This is a genomic window from Pseudomonas sp. FME51 (assembly GCF_014897305.1).
In genome coordinates this window covers 220,425-235,772 of record NZ_JABUYN010000006.1, presented here as the reverse complement: position 1 = coordinate 235,772, position 15,348 = coordinate 220,425, and the positions used below count along the sequence as shown (strand labels likewise).

The 15,348-nt window shown below is 58.8% G+C and carries 13 protein-coding genes and 3 tRNA genes; 8 read left to right on the top strand and 8 right to left on the bottom strand.

Features of this window, described 5'->3' with window-relative positions:
• Nucleotides 1-15 precede the first annotated feature (15 nt).
• The 7 genes from tssB to INT39_RS12950 form a co-directional block, all read right to left on the bottom strand.
• On the bottom strand, nt 16-522 hold the full coding sequence (gene tssB, locus INT39_RS12980) for a type VI secretion system contractile sheath small subunit (RefSeq protein WP_193074339.1): 507 nt from the start codon (nt 520-522) through the stop codon (nt 16-18).
• Nucleotides 523-540: 18 nt separating this feature from the next.
• The gene (tssA, locus tag INT39_RS12975) at nt 541-2,121 is read right to left on the bottom strand and encodes a type VI secretion system protein TssA (protein WP_193074338.1); all 1,581 of its coding nucleotides are present in this window, start codon (nt 2,119-2,121) and stop codon (nt 541-543) included.
• Nucleotides 2,122-2,536: 415 nt separating this feature from the next.
• Complete coding sequence (locus tag INT39_RS12970; RefSeq protein ID WP_193074337.1) at nt 2,537-3,463, bottom strand: PA2778 family cysteine peptidase; 927 nt, start codon at nt 3,461-3,463, stop codon at nt 2,537-2,539.
• Between the two features lie 3 nt (nt 3,464-3,466).
• Nucleotides 3,467-3,871 (bottom strand): PA2779 family protein, encoded by a 405-nt coding sequence (locus INT39_RS12965; protein WP_193074336.1) that lies wholly within the window; start codon nt 3,869-3,871, stop codon nt 3,467-3,469.
• 96 nt (nt 3,872-3,967) lie between these two features.
• Complete coding sequence (locus INT39_RS12960) at nt 3,968-5,251, bottom strand: NAD(P)/FAD-dependent oxidoreductase (RefSeq protein WP_193074335.1); 1,284 nt, start codon at nt 5,249-5,251, stop codon at nt 3,968-3,970.
• A gap of 67 nt (nt 5,252-5,318) precedes the next feature.
• Nucleotides 5,319-6,860 carry an MDR family MFS transporter gene (locus INT39_RS12955; RefSeq protein WP_319021355.1) on the bottom strand — a complete coding sequence of 514 codons (1,542 nt, stop codon included), beginning with the start codon at nt 6,858-6,860 and terminating at the stop codon, nt 5,319-5,321.
• Nucleotides 6,853-7,884 carry an HlyD family secretion protein gene (locus INT39_RS12950; RefSeq protein WP_193074334.1) on the bottom strand — a complete coding sequence of 344 codons (1,032 nt, stop codon included), beginning with the start codon at nt 7,882-7,884 and terminating at the stop codon, nt 6,853-6,855. Before INT39_RS12950 ends, INT39_RS12955 begins: the two co-directional genes overlap by 8 nt.
• A gap of 103 nt (nt 7,885-7,987) precedes the next feature.
• On the opposite strand from INT39_RS12950, the gene INT39_RS12945 reads away from it, so the two are divergent.
• From INT39_RS12945 to INT39_RS12920, 6 genes are all read left to right on the top strand, one after another.
• Nucleotides 7,988-8,917 carry a LysR family transcriptional regulator gene (locus INT39_RS12945; protein ID WP_193074333.1) on the top strand — a complete coding sequence of 310 codons (930 nt, stop codon included), beginning with the start codon at nt 7,988-7,990 and terminating at the stop codon, nt 8,915-8,917.
• A 50-nt stretch (nt 8,918-8,967) separates the two neighbouring features.
• Entirely contained in the window at nt 8,968-10,455 is a 1,488-nt protein-coding gene (gene gltX / locus INT39_RS12940; protein ID WP_193074332.1) for a glutamate--tRNA ligase, read from the top strand.
• Between the two features lie 93 nt (nt 10,456-10,548).
• Nucleotides 10,549-10,624 (top strand) — tRNA-Ala (locus tag INT39_RS12935).
• Nucleotides 10,625-10,729: 105 nt separating this feature from the next.
• Nucleotides 10,730-10,805 (top strand) — tRNA-Glu (locus tag INT39_RS12930).
• Nucleotides 10,806-10,844: 39 nt separating this feature from the next.
• Nucleotides 10,845-10,920, top strand: a tRNA-Ala gene (locus tag INT39_RS12925).
• A 231-nt stretch (nt 10,921-11,151) separates the two neighbouring features.
• Nucleotides 11,152-11,520 (top strand): GFA family protein, encoded by a 369-nt coding sequence (locus INT39_RS12920; RefSeq protein ID WP_036990424.1) that lies wholly within the window; start codon nt 11,152-11,154, stop codon nt 11,518-11,520.
• 15 nt (nt 11,521-11,535) lie between these two features.
• On the opposite strand, the gene INT39_RS12915 is transcribed toward INT39_RS12920, so the two are convergent.
• Nucleotides 11,536-13,515, bottom strand: coding sequence for an alkaline phosphatase D family protein (locus INT39_RS12915; protein ID WP_193074331.1), 1,980 nt, complete (start codon nt 13,513-13,515; stop codon nt 11,536-11,538).
• 173 nt (nt 13,516-13,688) lie between these two features.
• Here INT39_RS12915 and INT39_RS12910 point away from each other — a divergent pair, with 173 nt between their 5' ends.
• Nucleotides 13,689-14,168, top strand: coding sequence for a VOC family protein (locus INT39_RS12910; protein ID WP_193074330.1), 480 nt, complete (start codon nt 13,689-13,691; stop codon nt 14,166-14,168).
• A gap of 110 nt (nt 14,169-14,278) precedes the next feature.
• Nucleotides 14,279-15,346, top strand: coding sequence for an SDR family oxidoreductase (locus INT39_RS12905; protein ID WP_193074329.1), 1,068 nt, complete (start codon nt 14,279-14,281; stop codon nt 15,344-15,346).
• Nucleotides 15,347-15,348 lie beyond the last annotated feature (2 nt).

The following is a 15,348-nucleotide window of genomic DNA, read 5'->3' as shown; positions in this document are numbered from 1 at the left end:
TGCATCCTTGTGTAATCAGGCGTCCGGTGTCTGTTGCTGGGCCAAGCCCAGTTCGGCGAGTACGCGCTCTCGGGAATTATCATCGCTGAGCACGCTTTCAATAGCCATGCGGAAGGCCGGAGCGTTGCCCAGCGGCCCTTTCAAGGCCACCAGCGCATCACGCAGCTCCATCAGCTTGCGCAGTTCCGGCACCTGGTCCACCAAACTGGCTGGGTTGAAATCCTTCATCGAGTTGATCTGCAGGTTGACTGCCAGATCTTCGTGGGCGGCCTCGTCCTGCAGTCGGTTGGGCACATTGAAGCTCAGGTTCAGTTCCTGCTTGGCCAGCACCTCGTCAAAGGTGGCCTTGTCGATGGCAATGGGCTTGCGGTCCTCGATCTTGCGGTCGTCCTCACGCTGGATGAAGTCGCCCAGCACCATCAACTTCAGGGGCAGCTCGATTTCTTCCGAAGCACCATTGGTGTCGGGCTTGAACGTCACATTGATGCGTTCCTTGGGGGCTACTGTGCCTTCTTTGGCCATGCTGTTTCTCCGCTACTTTTATGGCCCGAGGGCCTTGTTCAGTACCACCTCGAAGTCGAGATGGCACAGCCGGTGGAAGATCTCTTCCCTGCGATCACGCACTAGCTGGTTCTGCGGCAGCACTTCACAGCAGGCATACAGCAGACGCAGTACTTCCAGATTGAGTGTGGGTTCCCATTTATCCAGTCCGGAGGACTGAAGAGTCTGCTGCAAGGCCTCGAGCCGAGCGCAGGCTATTTCATGCTGGCGGGCCTGGTGGCACAGTCGCGCTTCGGCCAGCTGCCAATAGAAACGAGCACGCTCACTGTCGCTCTGGCGGCTGCCTTGCATCAGTAATTGCATGGCTGGACGCAACCCCTCCTGACGCAGCAGTAGCAGTGCTTCCTGAAACGCGACATCCCAAGGCGCGGCTGCTTGTTCTGCGGGCTCGCAGGCAGTGCTCTGCATAGCCAGGCTGCCAGTCAAGACGCGGCTGGCCAGCCACTGGCGGGTGTCGCTGTCGGCAAAAGGTTCGCCATCATGAAAGCGCAGATCATCCAGCCCCGGTAGACGTTCCAGCAGGTGGCGAAGCTGAGATTCCAACTCCTGCATCGCGGCCTGCGCGTCCAGTGCTTCGAGACAGCGCCAGGCAAGATACTGGCCGCCAAGCCAGAATGGGGCGCGGTTGAGACTGGTTTCGACCTCAGACAGCAGCGCCTGATATTGCCCCTGATTGAGGCGCTCCTGATATGTCTTGAGCCGGTCGGCGGGCAGGTTGCGCAAGCTGGTGATCTGCTCGGCGTTATGTTCCGGCAAGCTGTCGATCGGCAGCCACAATAACGTGCGTGCCAGCCGGATAGCGCGGACATCGCCGGGGTTCTGTTGCAACCACCAGGCGGTCAGGGAACGGGCCTGATCCTGCAGGGCGCGCAGGCTGCGATGGGCATCACGGTTATCGACGATAGGTGCGTCGAGCGGCGTGATGGCTTCTGCTGGGGCTGCTGCGGATATCGCTGGTTGACTGATATTTGCTGTTGATGATGGGGCGGCCACTGTTTGGGGCTGCGGTTCCGCTTCGGCGCGCTTCACCTGTTCATCCACACGTCGATACAACGGCATGAGCTGCGGTGCAGCCTCCTGCAGATGTTCTGTCAGCAGGCTGTCGAGTTCGCGCAAATGGGTGGCGATACTGCTGAAGGTGTCTATTTGGGCGGCATTGGGAGCCTGTTCGCCCAATACTTGCTCGAGGCGCTTGCAAAGCCAATCGATAGCTGCAGTACGGGTACGGATTCTGAACGGGTGCAGTTCCTGCCAATGTTGCGAGCATGCATGTCGCAGCATGCCAAGTCCGGCCGCGAGGCCAGCGAAGCTCTCGGTGTGATACAGGCTCCAGACCAGCCAGCAGACAACACGCAGGTCTTTGGATTGTGTCTGCAGCAGTAATTCTGCGCCTTCACGCATGACCGACCAATCGGTCCCTGTGGTGCGATGAACCGAGGCATCCTTGGTCAGCTCTTCTTCCAGCGCTTCAAATTCGGGTGTATAGCGGGTGTCTTCGCCGGCGAAGTCATGCTCTGCGATCGGTGATTGCATTAAATTGATGTAATGTTGGTCGAGCATGTTTACATCAATCCTTGATGAATAGTGAGTTTCGTCATCACCCGAGAAGTGGGTATGGCCAGTGTCGTATTAGCGCAAGAAGTTGCGCACTTTAACTGTGCAGCAAGTTGCGCAGTTTCAGTTAAAGACGGCTCGTATGCTATTGATGAGTGGGTCGCTATTCAAGGCGAATAATGTGAACTGATCTGCTTTATGGGTAATTAGCAGTATATGGGTGCGGAGCTGGAAGCTGCGGGGTAGACGGCTGTATGCGCGAAGGCGTGTGTGACCTGGTTCTGCTTTGAGAGGCTTTGACGTGAATGGGTTATTGATCTGTATGTATGAAAGAGGCTGATTTTTTATTGTTGAGTTTGAGTGTTTCTAGTCAATCTGCAAGTTATCGGAGTTTAAGGTGAGGTGCGTCACAAGTTTTATGTTAATGACTTGTTCCGCACTTCAGGTTTGTGCAAGAGGAGGGTTTGTCGACTGACTGGCTGCACTCTCTGGCTGTTGCTGCCTGCGCTGGACACCCGAGATCTTCCAGTCCGGTAGCCAGGTTATTCCAGCCCGGCTGGAAGTCGGGAAATTCATTCACCAGGCGCTGGAAGTCTTCCAGAGCGGTGTGTTTGTCGTTGAGGGCCCAGCGGGTGTTGCCCAACCCCAGGCGGGCTGTCGGTTGGTCTGGCCATTCGATTGCGGCGCGTTCATAGGAGCGCAGGGCGCTTTGCAAGCGGCCGGTTTGTTCCAGATCACTGGCGGCTTTCAGGTAATTGAGCGGTTTGGCGGTGGCAGGCAGTTGGCCCGGCGGGAGCATAACTCTGGCCCATCGGTCGGCCTTGTGCCACGTACGAAGGAAGACCCGGAAAGGCTCTTTCTGAGAAGCGTTCAAGCCGCTGTGGACTATCATCTCTTCGGCAGCCAGGTCGTACCCGATCACCACGGCGTAATGCCATTGTGGGTACCAGTCGAATGCCAGATTCTGCATGACCACTACCGGGTTTCCTGCGTTCAGTTCGCTGAGAATGGCATCGAGTTTCTTCTCCAGCGGGTATACCAACAGATCCTGCTCACGTGCAGCGGATACCATTTCCACCTGCAGGGTACCGTTGCGCTCGGGGAGGTAGACTCGGTCTTTCAGCTGATCGGGGGTGGCCGCAATGTCGCGATGATTCAGCATCATTGCCAGTGAGGCAGGACCGCATTGATAGGCGTCTTGAGCGTGGAAGGGTACGTTGTCAAGCATGACCCTGTCGGGAAACTGGGACAGGGTGGCTGCATCAAGCGCTATGGGTGCGCGCCCGGCGCAGGCTGACAGCAGAACGGTCAGTCCGAGCAGGGCGGCAAGACGTAACGAGAACCGCACCGGTTAGCGGTTGATGCAGTTGACGAATCTGAAGATATTGGTGGCGCAGAGCATGTCGGTGATGATGAAGATCACCAGAAACAAGACGATCACACCTAGCACGCCGGCACCCGCGGGGGCTTCATCCAGCTGGGCGTTGAAATGGGCCAGCTCATCAGCTGTCAGGCTGTTGATCCGCTGCTCAACCTGCTCAGGAGAGACACCCATACTCGCAAGTTTGTCCTGTACGGCTTCGTCGTCCAACATTGATTTGAGTTGGTCACGATCGACGCTGAGCTGTTCAGAGGCGATTACTTCATGGGTACCGACCATGGAGGCCTGTGCATGGATGCTGGCCATGCTGGTGAGCATGAAGAGGGTGGCCATGATGATGGCCAGATAGCGGCGGGTGGTGGATGTGTGTTTCATGGGGGACAACTCCTGGGTTGGCTTCTTGCTTTCGTTTTTTGGGTAAACCCTTGCAACATCTTCTGTGACCGCACAACGCCCCTGCGGTTCCGGCTGCTACCAGCCGAGACGATCCCTCACCTGGTAATACCAGGCGCCCATGGCGGTAAAGGGCACGCGAAACAGGCGGCCGCCGGGGAAGGGGTAGTGCGGCAAGGCTGCGAAGGCGTCGAAGCGTTCCGCCTGGCCTCGAATGGCTTCGGCCAGTACCTTGCCGGCCACGTGGGTATAGGTCACACCATGGCCGCTGCAGCCTTGGGAATAGAAGATATTGGAGCCCAGCCTGCCCACTTGCGGCAGGCGCGACAGGGTCAGTAGGAAGTTGCCGGTCCAGGCATAATCGATTTTAACTTTCTGCAACTGCGGAAACGCACGCAGAATATTCGGTCGAATCAGGCTCTCGATGTTCGCCGGATCCCGTGCACCATAAACCACACCACCGCCGAAGATCAGACGTTTATCGGCGGATAGACGATAGTAGTCCAGCAGATAATTGCAGTCCTCAACGCAGTAGTCCTGCGGCAGCAATGAGCGAGCCAGATCGGGCGGCAGCGGTTCGGTAGCCACCACCTGGGTGCCGCAAGGCATGGACTTGGCGGACAGCGCGGGCAGCAGATCACCCAGATAAGCATTACCTGCCACCACGACAAATTGCGCGCTGACCTGACCATGTTCGGTATGCACCACAGGCGTTGCGCCTTGCTGGACCCGTATCACGGGGGACTGCTCATGGATTATGCCTCCAAGGGACTCCACTGCAGCGGCCTCGCCGAGAACCAGATTGAGCGGATGGATATGTCCGCCGCTCCTGTCCAGCATGCCGCCGACATATCGCTGAGTGTCGACCACGCTGCGGATCGCCTGAGCGTCGAGCAGTTCGAGTTGATCATGACCGTAACGCTCCCAGAGCTTCTTCTGTTGTTCCAGGTGATCGAGCTGTCTGGCATTCACTGCGGCAAAGACACCGCCATCCTTCAGGTCGCAGTTGATGCCGTAACGCTGGATCCGGTCACGGATGATGCGTCCGCCCTCAAAGGCCATTTCGCCCAACAGATGGGCGTGTTCCGGGTCGACCTGCTTTTCAATGACATCCAAGTCACGACTGTAACTGTTGACGATCTGCCCACCATTGCGTCCGGACGCGCCGAATCCGACTCCGGCAGCTTCCAGCACAGTCACCCGGAATCCGTGTTCCAGCAGAAACAGGGCCGTGGAGATACCGGTATAGCCGGCACCGATCACACAGACGTCGGTTTCATGGGCGCCGACCAAAGCGGGACGCTCGGGCGCGGGATTGGCGGAGGCGACGTAGTAGGAGTCGGGATAGGGCGTGTGCTTCATTCTGCGCACCTTGTTTGATATTTATTACGGTTTTTGCATGCTACCGGGCCGTATTGGAGAACGCCAGTCAGGACTTTGTTGGTGCCTTGGGCAGTGCTTTGGTCAGCAGGATGCAGATCATTGAACACGCCAGCATGATACCGATGAAATGGAATGCATCGTTATAGGCCATGATCTGGGCCTGTTCGCGCACCTGCTGGTCCAGCAGACGCAGAGCCGCCTCCGGCGTGCCGAGCTGCTCACCGAGCAGGGCGAGTCGGTCTGTTGCGGCGTAACGGTCGACAGTGACATAGCCGCGGAGTATGTCGAAGTAATACGCCGCTCGGCTATCCAGCACCGTGGCCAGCACAGCAATACCGATGGCGCCGCCGAGATTGCGCAGGATGTTGTACAGGCTGGATGCCGAGCCGGCTTCGGAGGGCGGGATCATCGCGGTGGCAAGGATCGACAGGGGCACCAGGATCATCGGTTGTCCGCAGGCACGGATGATCTGAATGAAAATGAACTGATCCCCGGCGAAATCCGGATTCAGTGATCCGCTGAGAAAACTGCCAAGACCAAACAACAGAAAGCCGGCAGCGCAAATCAGTCGTGGATCGACAAAGCGCATCAGTATCGGCACCAGTGGGATCAGCAGCAACTGCGGCAACCCCATCCACATGATCACCTGACCAATCTGCAGCGCGTTATATCCCTGGACCTGTGCCAGGTAAACTGGAAGAACGAATACTGTGCCATATAGCCCCACACCCAACCCGATATTGGCCAGGCTGCCGAGCAGGAAGTTGCGTTGGGTCAGCAGGCGTAGGTTGAGCAGGTGATTGTCACGGGATAGCTGCAGAATGATGAAGGTGACCAGGCTGACAAAGGCGATGGCGGCGAGCAGTGTCATGTAACCCGATTCGAACCAGTCTTCCCGGTGCCCTTCCTCGAGGAATATCTGCAGGCAGCCGAGCCCGATCGCCATGGTCAGAATGCCGGCATAATCGCCTTTTTTCAGCAGCTCCCAGCGCGGCTCGCTCTTGTTCAGTCCGTACAGCAGTCCCATGATCATGAAGATGCCGGGAATGATGTTGATATAGAAGATGTACTCCCAGCCAAAGTTTTCAGTCAGCCAGCCGCCGATGGTCGGGCCGATGGAGGGAGCAAAGGTGGCGCAAATGGCGAACATCGCCATCCCCTTGGGGCGGCTCTCCAGAGGCAACTTGGTCAGTATCAGAGAGAAGGCAAAGGGGATCAGCGCGCCGCCGGCAAGGCCTTGCAACACCCGAAAGAACACCATGCTCTCCAGGCTCCAGGCCATCGAGCAGAGCAGCGAGGCGACCACGAACAAGCCTGATATGGTTACCGCGAAGCGCCGTGGCGACATGATCATGGCCAACCAGGCGGCCAGCGGAATGATGATGATCTCCGCGACGAGATAAGAGGTGGAGATCCACGAACCTTCCTCGATAGTGGCGCCGAGTGCGCCCTGAATGTCCTTCAACGACGAATTGATGATCTGGATATCCAGAATCGCCATGAAAGCGCCGAGAATGGCACTGAAAATGGCGATCCAGTCGCGGCGGCTCGGTGGTGGAATGAGCTGCGATTGCACCGGTTCAGTCACGCAGATCGACCTTGACGCTGACCGACATGCCTGGGCGCACCACACGGCTCAGCGGGTGATCAGCGTCAATAGTGATCTTGACCGGGATCCGCTGCACCACTTTGGTGAAATTGCCGGTAGCGTTGTCGGGTGGCAACAGGCTGAACTGTGCCCCTGATGCGGGGAACAGACTGTCGATACGGCCTGGTACATCCTGATCGCCGAACGCATCGAAAATCAGCGTGGCAGGCTGACCTTTGCGCATGCGGCGGATCTGGGTTTCCTTGAAGTTGGCCTGCACCCACAAATCCTTGTCCGGGACTATGGCCAGCAGATGATTGCCCGGCTGCACATTGAGCCCGATACGTACGCTGCGCTGACCGACGCGACCAGGGACTGGGGCGCGGATTTCTGTGCGGGACAGATCCAGATTGGCTTTGCTCACCTCGCTTTTCGCCACTTGAACCAAGGCCGCCAGGCGCTCGATATCAGCGCTGAGGGTGTCCTTGGTGAGGATCTGAGTCTGCAAGTCGGCGTCGGCACCGCGCACTTGGGCTTTGGCGACATCCAGCTGGGCGCGGAAATTACTCAGCTGTTCTTCCGAGGCATAGCCGGACTGGCGAAGGGGCAGAATCCGCTTGATATCGAGTTCGATTCGGCGCTGCTCGGCCTTGCGCGCTTCGACCGCAGCACGGGCTGCCTCTATCAGGCTGTCCTGTCGCACCAGTTGGGCGCGGGCCTGAAGGCGTTCGGCTTCTCGGGTAGCCAGATTGGCGCGAGCCTGCGCCAGTGCGGTGGTGAAGTCCCGGTCGTCCAGGCGTACCAACAGGTCGCCAGTCTCGACGGTCTGGTTATCACTCGCCAATACCTCGATCACTTGCGCTGCCAGTTGGCTGCTGACACGGGTGATATCGCCATGCACGTAGGCGTTATCGGTTTGCTCATAATGGCGACTGATAAACCACCAGTTGGCACCGAAGGCGGCAGCAATCACAACTACCAGAAAAAAGAAGATGAACAGGCGATTACGGACCCGGGTCGGCATGCAGGAACCCCTTGATTATTATGCTCATCACTCTACCACTGTTCCGTGCCTGCCTTATGGCGCTAGAATCTGGAAACTTTGTTGCATCACAGGAACAGTGCCAATGGGATTGGACGACGCTCTTATTTTTACCCGGGTTGTGGAATGCCACAGTTTTACCAGTGCTGCACTGACATTGAGCATGCAGAAATCCACCGTCAGTCGCCGAATCGCTCAGCTGGAAGAGCGCCTGGGCGTACGTTTGCTCAATCGCACCACGCGCAAGCTGCGTCTCACCGAGGTGGGCCAGGCCTATTACGAGCGCTGCCGGCAGATCATGCAGGAGTTCGCCGAAGCTGAAGAAGCCATCATGCAGTTGCAGAGCGAGCCTACCGGTCTGCTGCGCGTCAGTTCTCCGATCGAATTCGGACAGCTGTTTCTCGGCGGTGTGATTGGTGACTTCATGTGCCGGTACCCGGCGATTCAGGTCGAGGTGGAGCTGACCACGAGGATGGTCGATCCGGTGGAAGAGGGTGTGGATATCGTCATACATCGAGGGCGGCCGCAGGATTCGAGTCTGGTGGCGCGTCCCATGATGTCCAGTCCACGACAATTGTTTGCCAGCCCGGCATATCTGGCTGAACACGGCATCCCGCAAAAGCCGGAGGATCTGATTCAGCATCGCTGCATCCACACGCTGATGGATGATGGACGCAAATGGCATTTTCTACAGCCGTCGGTGAGTGTGCCGGTCAATCCGGTATTGACCGTCAACAACATCACCTTCGCCCGTGAAGCTGCGGTGTCCGGTGCGGGCATCATCAATGTACCGGCCTTCATTGCCGAGCCCCTGGTTGAGCAGGGTGTCTTGTGCCGGGTGCTGGAACATTGCGTGCTGCCGTCCACCGAGCTGTATGCGCTATACCCCTCCAGACGTTTTCAGGCGATGAAGGTCAAGGCGTTCATCGACTACCTGATCGAGCAACTGCGCGTTCGTCTGGATGTCGGGCTGGAGGAGGAGGACGATCCGCTGGTAAAATTGCCGTCAACCTGAGTCATCACGATTCACCCGGCCCGTCGTGGCCGCAGTAACTGAGATATTCCATGACCGTGCGTACCCGTATTGCTCCGTCACCCACCGGAGACCCCCACGTAGGCACCGCCTACATCGCCCTGTTCAACCAGTGCTTTGCCCGCCAGCATGGAGGGCAGTTCGTGCTACGTATCGAAGATACCGATCAGGTGCGCTCCAGTGCCGAGTCGGAACAACAGATCCTCGACTCGCTGCGCTGGTTGGGTCTGGAGTGGGATGAAGGTCCGGATGTCGGTGGCCCCCACGGCCCGTATCGTCAGAGCGAGCGCAGCGCCATTTATCACGAACACAGCGAAAAACTGATCAGCAAGGGACATGCGTTTCGCTGTTTCTGCAGTTCCGAGCGTCTTGATGTGCTGCGGGCTGAGCAGATGGCCAACAAGCAGACTCCCGGCTACGACGGTCATTGTCTGCACCTGTCTGAACAGGAAGTGACTCAGCGCGTTGCCGCTGGCGAGCCCCATGTGGTGCGCATGAAAGTGCCCGCGAACGGGATTTGCACGGTACAGGACATGCTGCGCGGCGAAATCGAGATCCCGTGGGAGCAGGTCGACATGCAGGTTCTGATGAAAGCCGACGGCCTGCCCACCTATCATCTGGCCAACGTGGTGGATGACCACCTGATGCAGATTACCCATGTGCTTCGGGGCGAGGAGTGGATCAACTCGGCGCCCAAACACATCCTGCTGTACCAGTATTTCGGCTGGGATATGCCGCAGCTGTGCCACATGCCGCTGCTGCGCAACCCGGACAAGAGCAAGCTGTCCAAGCGCAAGAATCCGACCAGCATCATCTTCTATCAGCGCATGGGCTATCTGCCCCAGGCGCTGCTCAACTATCTGGGCCGCATGGGCTGGTCCATGCCGGACGAACGCGAGAAGTTCTCCCTGGAAGAGATGGTCGAGGATTTCGATATTCAGCGGGTGTCCCTGGGCGGCCCGATTTTCGACGTGGAAAAACTCTCCTGGCTGAACGGGCAGTGGATTCGTGATCTGCCGGAGCAGGAATTTGTCGATGCGGTCCAAAACTGGGCACTTAACAGCGATTACCTGCGGCCCATGGTGCCGCTGGTGCAGAGCCGTGTGGAAACCTTCAGCGACCTGATCCCGCTGGCTGGTTTCTTCATGACCGGCAAACTGGAACTGGACCTGGCCCAGTTCGCGCACAAGAAACTCTCCCAGGATGAAGTGCGTCAGACCCTGCAACTGCTGTTGTGGAAGCTCGAAGCGCTGCGTCAGTGGGACAAGGACGGCATCACCGCCAATATCCAGCAGGTTGCCGAAGGCTTGCAACTCAAGCTGCGTGACCTGATGCCGCTGCTGTTCGTGGCCATCACCGGCCAGGCCAGCTCGGTCTCGGTACTCGATGCCATGGCCCACCTGGGGCCGGATCTGACTCGCTTCCGCCTGCGTCAGGCGCTGGAGTTGCTCGGCGGCGCGTCGAAGAAGGAAGTAAAGGCCTGGGAAAAGCTGTTGGCGGACTTTGCCAACGCCCAGTAATTTTGGGCTGATTGGTTATAAGTTGCTGTTTTGCGTAATTTTCTGTTGACAGTTTTTGGTGAGAGACATAATATGCGCCCCGTCCAGAACGACGGGGCTATAGCTCAGCTGGGAGAGCGCCTGCATGGCATGCAGGAGGTCTGCGGTTCGATCCCGCATAGCTCCACCAATTTTTTGGTCATTGCTTTGCGATGGCCTGTTTTACACTAGCCGGTATGCACCCGTGCATATCAGGTAATGAAGCGGTAGCAGTATCGTTTCGAGAAGGGTTTGCGTCCCCTTCGTCTAGTGGCCTAGGACACCGCCCTTTCACGGCGGTAACAGGGGTTCGAGTCCCCTAGGGGACGCCATTATTTACCGACACTCCGGTGTCGGGGTCGAAAGACCACGGGGCTATAGCTCAGCTGGGAGAGCGCCTGCATGGCATGCAGGAGGTCTGCGGTTCGATCCCGCATAGCTCCACCATTTTTTAAAGGGCCGACACTTGTTGTCGGTCCTTTTTTTTGCCCTTTTTCCCTTTGTTGCTTTGCTCCGAGCCGCAGAAACGGCTGCCGTTTTTTTCGGTTGTCGAGCGCCTCAGGCCGCGATCGTACCCGACGACGGGCCGTCGGTCGGTGAGGCCTGAAAGACTATTGCCGCTGCCGTACAAAAAGGCGTTTGATTAGTTAAGTTGATAACGCTTCCTGAGAACGCAACATGACCCACTTCACCGGCAGTTGCCTCTGTGGCAACGTTCGACTCACCGCAACCGGGCAACCAGACCGCGTCGGCATCTGTCACTGCCTGGACTGCCGCAAGCATCACGGCGCGCTCTTCCATAGCTCAGCCATCTTTCCCCAGGACGCCGTCACCGTGACCGGCGAGACGCACGAGTATCAGGGGCGCCATTTTTGCCCCCGCTGCGGATCGTCGGTCTTTGGGCACACCGCAGATGAAATAGAAGTGAACCTGGGCTCGCTGGACGCCATTGATCAGCTCAAGCCAACCTACGAGCTGTGGACCATCCGGCGCGAGGCCTGGTTGCCGGCGTTTCCGCTGACCGAGCGCTATGAGCGTGACCGATAGTCGCTGCAGGAGCAGCTACGCACCGGAGCCCCGCTGTTCAACAGTCACGTCAGCGGCGGTGGAAGCGCCCGGCGTCAGAAATTGAGTGGAAGGCCGACCATCGGCGTTGTGCTGGAGGATGCGGGTAGGCCGGCCCTGTGCATCAAGGAGTACCTGTCCGATCCCGGCACCGTTCCAGACCCGTTCGCCACGGTTGCGCTGATCAGGCAGGCGAGGGCGTATCTTCAGGTCGCGGCGCTGGGTGAACCAGTTCAGTGGCGAGCGCGGCGAGTAGAGCCAGCGGTTGAGCCGGTCCAGCCAATCGAGCAGGCGCCGCGGAAACTCATTCTTGATGCCACTGCTGGTGATCTGCCAGATGTGTGGTGCGCGCTCTCGATCACGCACCTGCACATCGTAGGCGAAGGAATAATGCACATCGCCCGACAGGACGACGTAATTGCCCGGGGTGCGGGAATGCCGAAATATATTGAGCATGACATTGGCCGCGCCACGATGAGCCATCCAGTTCTCGGCATCGACAGTCAGGGCATGGCCGGCAAAGGCACAGATTCGTTGGATTACCTCGATCAGCTTGACCCCGAACATCGGCGTTGGCGACACGATCACCGCCGCGGCTTCATCCAGCAATTCATGCTGCAGCTCGACCAGCGACTCCCAGTTCATCAAGCCCGAGGGGCGGCTGGGTAAGCGCCGGCTACGCCAGCGCCGCGTACGGGTATCGAGCACGATGACGGTAGGTTGCGTGCGCAGCACATAATCCCATTGATTAAACGCCAGCAACTGACCGATGAGCGCGTCCTGGGCGGCAGTATCAAGCCGGGCCTGACTGTCGAGCGCAGCGGTCAACGCCTGCGTCTCGTCGAGCAGCCCGGCAAAGACATCGGGACGGTTGCCCCAGCCCTGGCACAGCATATAGGCCAGCAGGGCATTGCCCATGATGCGCCGCGAGAAAGGATGACCATAGGCGGTGCTTTCCCACTTGGCCGAGAGGTTCCAGTCGTCGGTGATGTCATGGTCATCGAAGATCATCAGCGTCTGGATGTGAGCGAACAGGCGGGCGGCCTGTGGCAGATCGTGGCAGAACCCCCGTATCGCGCCGGCCTCGTCTTGCCAGCGGGCCATGTGCTCTGCATCCAGCGTGGGCATCTGTGGCTCTGATACGAGCTGCCAGGGCACGGGCGACCACACTAACAGGTACATGGCCATCACCTCGGCCAGCGTCACCAGATGGTTGTGCGCATTGGCGGTTGTGAAGATCGGCTTTTCCACACCGCCAAAGAACCGCTCACGCAGCGCTTCGTTGGACTTGAAGGCGGGCAACAGCTCCTCGCGACGGTAATAACTGGCGGGGTGGGTATACAGCGCCTCACTGTCGGTGACCACGGCGCCTTCCAGGCTTTCGCCATAAAGACCAAGACGGCGGATCAACGCATGGATCGCCGCGAGCATGGGGCCAGCCACATCGTCGGCATACACCTGGTCGCCGCACAGCATGAGCAGGGCAGGGCGCGCATTGGCTTGCCCTATGTGCTCGGCTAACAGGCTATCGGCACGCGCGAGCCCATCGCGCGCGGGGTGATGCGGTTTGCGGCAGGAACCATAAAGAATGTCATCTGCACGGCTGCGCAGGACCAGGCTCGGCCGAGTCGCGCCCTCATGCAACAGGTGCGGCGCCCATTGCGCGATATTGGCTCCGACACCGTCTTCCGGCGTCACGATCAGGTCGTAATGAATCAGCGTGTCCTGCGGTAACGGCTCGGGCAGGTTCACATCGATCAAGTGTAAATAGGCATGACGACCGATGGGAAGAACGCGGCAGCAACTGGCGTCAAGATTCACCCGCCTGGCCGTCCCACCGGCGGGCTCAAGCAGCAGCGTCAGATGCAGCGGTGCGCTACCGACCAGCCATAGCACCAAACGGTCCGGCTCAAGGCGGCGCAGGATGGGGCCGGCGAGTACGGGAGGGAGGGTCGCGGATATTGGGAGTGGGGTCATTGGGATTAGGATAGTCGATTGGGTGGAGGCCGGAACAGCGTGACAGAGCCTTATCAGGGACTTTAGTGACCATATTTAGTTCAGATCCGACGGACGGAGACCACCATCAGCGTGCTAGTAACACACTCCATGACTAGAATTCAGGAGTCATTTCCACTTGTGGAGCACTTGTGATGGTTAGCAAAAATACAGTCTGTCTCTGGTACGACGGCACCGCGCTGGATGCTGCCACCTTCTATGCTGAAACCTTCCCGGACAGCGCGGTGGGCACAATCTATCGTGCCCCGGCAGACTACCCTTCAGGCAAACAGGGGGACGTACTGACAGTCGAATTCACCGTAATGGGCATCCCATGCCTCGGGCTCAACGGAGGACCAGTCTTCCCCCACAGCGAGGCTTTCTCCTTTCAGGTCGCCACCGACGATCAGGCCGAGACGGATCGACTATGGAGCGCCATCGTCAACAACGGCGGTCAGGAAAGCGAGTGTGGCTGGTGCAAGGACAAGTGGGGGCTGTCATGGCAGATCACCCCCCGCATATTGACCGAAGCCATTGCGAATCCGGACCCGGCAGTGGCCAAGCGGGCGTTTGAGGCGATGATGACGATGGGGAAGATTGATATTGCAGCGATTGAGGCTGCGGTGGAAGGATAGGCCGCACTTGGGTTGGGGGGGCAGACAGAAACCTCTGCATCTCTGAACTGTGTGCACAATCTCCTCTGGCACCGCGTAGAATGGAGGTCAACTGATATTGGGAGAAGGGCATGAAACGTACCGCACTCATTGCAGGTATTACCGGAATCGGCGGTAACCACGTCGCCCGAGAATTGCTGGCGAACGGATGGGATGTTATTGGCCTGTCGCGCACGGCTCCGCAGGATTTACCTGGTGCCGCCCACATTGCCGTCGACCTGCTCGACCCGGCCGCACTCGCCATCGCACTGGCGGACGTCGCTCCGACACACGTCTTTCTCACGACCTGGATGCGTCAGGACACCGAAGCTGACAATATCCGCGTCAACGCCGCATTGGTGCGCAACCTGCTCGACGCGCTGTCATCGAAGCAGACCGTGCGCCACGTCGCCCTCGTCACCGGCCTGAAGCATTATCTCGGCCCGTTCGAAGCCTATGCCAGCTCCGGCACGCTGCCCGACACACCGCTGCGGGAAAGCCAGCCGCGTTTGCCCCTGGAAAACTTCTACTACGCCCAGGAAGACGAGGTCTATGCTGCGGCAGAACGCGACCGCTTCACCTGGTCCATACACCGGCCGCATACCATCATTGGCTTAGCCGTCGGCAACGCCATGAACCTGGGCACCACCCTGGCCGTCTACGCGACCATCTGCAAGGAAGCGGGCCGCGCCTTCCAATTCCCTGGCTCCGAGGCGCAGTGGAATGGACTGTCCGATGTCACCGATGCGCGCATGCTGGCCAGGCAGCTGGTGTGGGCTGCCGACACCGACGCCGCGCGCAACGAAGCCTTCAACATCGCCAATGGCGACGTCTTCCGTTGGAGCTGGCTGTGGCCCAAGCTGGCCTCATGGTTTGGCGTAGAGCCCGCCGGGTTTAGCGGCACCATCCAGCCCCTGGAAGCCGCCATGGCGAAAGACCATGCGCAGTGGCGCGAGATTGCCCTGCGTCATGACCTCATCGAACCAGACCTCGATCGCCTGGCCTCAGCTTGGCACACAGACCTCGATCTGGGCCGACCACTCGAAGTGATGACCGACATGGCCAACAGCCGCCGACTCGGTTTCTGCGCCTATCAGGCAACGGACGCATCGTTCTTCGACCTGTTCGAGCGTCTGCGCGCTGAGCGGCTGATGCCCTGAGC

Excerpts from the sequence above, each read along its gene's own strand:
- INT39_RS12905 (WP_193074329.1), top strand. The coding sequence starts at position 14,279 with ATGAAACGTACCGCACTCATTGCAGGTATTACCGGAATCGGCGGTAAC.
- INT39_RS12945 (WP_193074333.1), top strand. The coding sequence starts at position 7,988 with ATGGGATTGGACGACGCTCTTATTTTTACCCGGGTTGTGGAATGCCAC.
- INT39_RS12920 (WP_036990424.1), top strand. The coding sequence starts at position 11,152 with ATGACCCACTTCACCGGCAGTTGCCTCTGTGGCAACGTTCGACTCACC.
- INT39_RS12915 (WP_193074331.1), bottom strand. The coding sequence starts at position 13,515 with ATGACCCCACTCCCAATATCCGCGACCCTCCCTCCCGTACTCGCCGGC.
- tssB (WP_193074339.1), bottom strand. The coding sequence starts at position 522 with ATGGCCAAAGAAGGCACAGTAGCCCCCAAGGAACGCATCAATGTGACG.
- INT39_RS12960 (WP_193074335.1), bottom strand. The coding sequence starts at position 5,251 with ATGAAGCACACGCCCTATCCCGACTCCTACTACGTCGCCTCCGCCAAT.
- gltX (WP_193074332.1), top strand. The coding sequence starts at position 8,968 with ATGACCGTGCGTACCCGTATTGCTCCGTCACCCACCGGAGACCCCCAC.
- tssA (WP_193074338.1), bottom strand. The coding sequence starts at position 2,121 with ATGCTCGACCAACATTACATCAATTTAATGCAATCACCGATCGCAGAG.
- INT39_RS12910 (WP_193074330.1), top strand. The coding sequence starts at position 13,689 with ATGGTTAGCAAAAATACAGTCTGTCTCTGGTACGACGGCACCGCGCTG.
- INT39_RS12950 (WP_193074334.1), bottom strand. The coding sequence starts at position 7,884 with ATGCCGACCCGGGTCCGTAATCGCCTGTTCATCTTCTTTTTTCTGGTA.
- INT39_RS12965 (WP_193074336.1), bottom strand. The coding sequence starts at position 3,871 with ATGAAACACACATCCACCACCCGCCGCTATCTGGCCATCATCATGGCC.